The organism is Dermacoccus sp. MPR-E5 (assembly GCF_058809565.1).
Map to the genome: position 1 here is coordinate 1 of NZ_JBXASS010000042.1, position 1,129 is coordinate 1,129.

Annotated in this window: 2 protein-coding genes and 1 other annotated feature; both genes read right to left on the reverse strand. The window is 66.8% G+C overall.

Going from position 1 to position 1,129, the window contains the following annotated elements; translation table 11 throughout:
• Positions 1–680: IS3 family transposase (locus AC1RS9_RS14475; protein ID WP_492921977.1), on the reverse strand; the 680-nt coding region annotated here is incomplete at its 3' end.
• Positions 594–722 (reverse strand) — a sequence feature (AL1L pseudoknot). (Overlaps the previous gene by 87 nt.)
• The gene (locus AC1RS9_RS14480) at positions 683–1,000 is read right to left on the reverse strand and encodes a transposase (protein ID WP_006943480.1); all 318 of its coding nucleotides are present in this window, start codon (positions 998–1,000) and stop codon (positions 683–685) included. It overlaps the preceding feature by 40 nt.
• Positions 1,001–1,129 lie beyond the last annotated feature (129 nt).

Genomic DNA, 1,129 nt, shown 5'->3' on the forward strand with positions numbered 1-1,129 from the left:
CCCTGTCGTTCGCTGCCATCGCCAACACCTTCCACGTCAAGGTGTTGCGACGACCAGTTGAATCCGCCCTGGACTCCTTTATCGCTGTGATGCCGTAGCCCGGCCACGTCTTGGCCTGCGCGCTGACGCGTCCAGAACGCCATCTCCAACGCGTCCAGGGCCAGGTCCGTGCGCAGCGACTTCGACAGCTGCCAGCCCAGCACCCGTCGGGAGAACACGTCGATGATGAACGCGGCGTACACCCATCCGCTGAAAGTGCGGCAGTAGGTGATGTCAGCGACCCACAGCTGGTTCGGAGCCGCCGCGGTGAAGTCTCGCTGGACCAGGTCTTGACGCTCATCCGGGCCGCGGCCTGGGACCGTGGTCCTCGGTCCCTTCGCGCGGCTGATCCCGCGCAGGCCTGCGGCTCGCATGAGCCGCTCCACCGTGCACCTGGCCACCTGCAGGCCCTCCCTCCGCAGTTGCGCGTGGACCTTCCGGGCCCCGTAGACCCCGTAGTTGGCCTCATGCACCCGCCGGATTTCCACGAGCACCTGCTCATCGCGCAGGCTGCGCACTGAAGGAGTGCGCGTCTTGGCCGCGTAGTACGTGCTCGGTGCGATCTGTGTGCCTGCCGCGGACAGCGTGGCGCAGATCGGCTCGACACCGAACTCGTGCTTGTGTTCGTCGATGTAGTCCACGATCAGCGCTGTGGGCGGTCGAGCTCCGCCGCGAAGAAAGCCGACGCCGAGCGCAGGATCGCGTTCGCCCGCCGTAGTTCACGGTTCTCCTTCTCCAGCTCGGCCACCCGGGCGGCTTCGCTGGTCGTGATTCCGGGGCGGTGGCCGTGGTCGATCTCGGCTTGGCGGACCCAGTTGCGCAGCGTCTCGGGATTGATCCCGAGCTGTTCTCCTACGCGGCGGAATGCTCCGGTCCTCGTGGCGGGGTCTTGACGGGCTTCCAGCGTCATCCGCGTGGCGCGTTCGCGGAGCTCGTCGGGGTACTTCCGTGGTGCGGGCATGCTCTGCATCCTTCCGTTGGATCAGAGCCTCCACCAGACCCGGAGCGATTCAGTACGAGGATCGTGGTGCGGCTACGACGCTCGACGAGCGTGCCGATCGCGGAGCGGCCGGTACCGATGATGAGGTCG

Excerpts from the sequence above, each read along its gene's own strand:
- AC1RS9_RS14480 (WP_006943480.1), bottom strand. The coding sequence starts at position 1,000 with ATGCCCGCACCACGGAAGTACCCCGACGAGCTCCGCGAACGCGCCACG.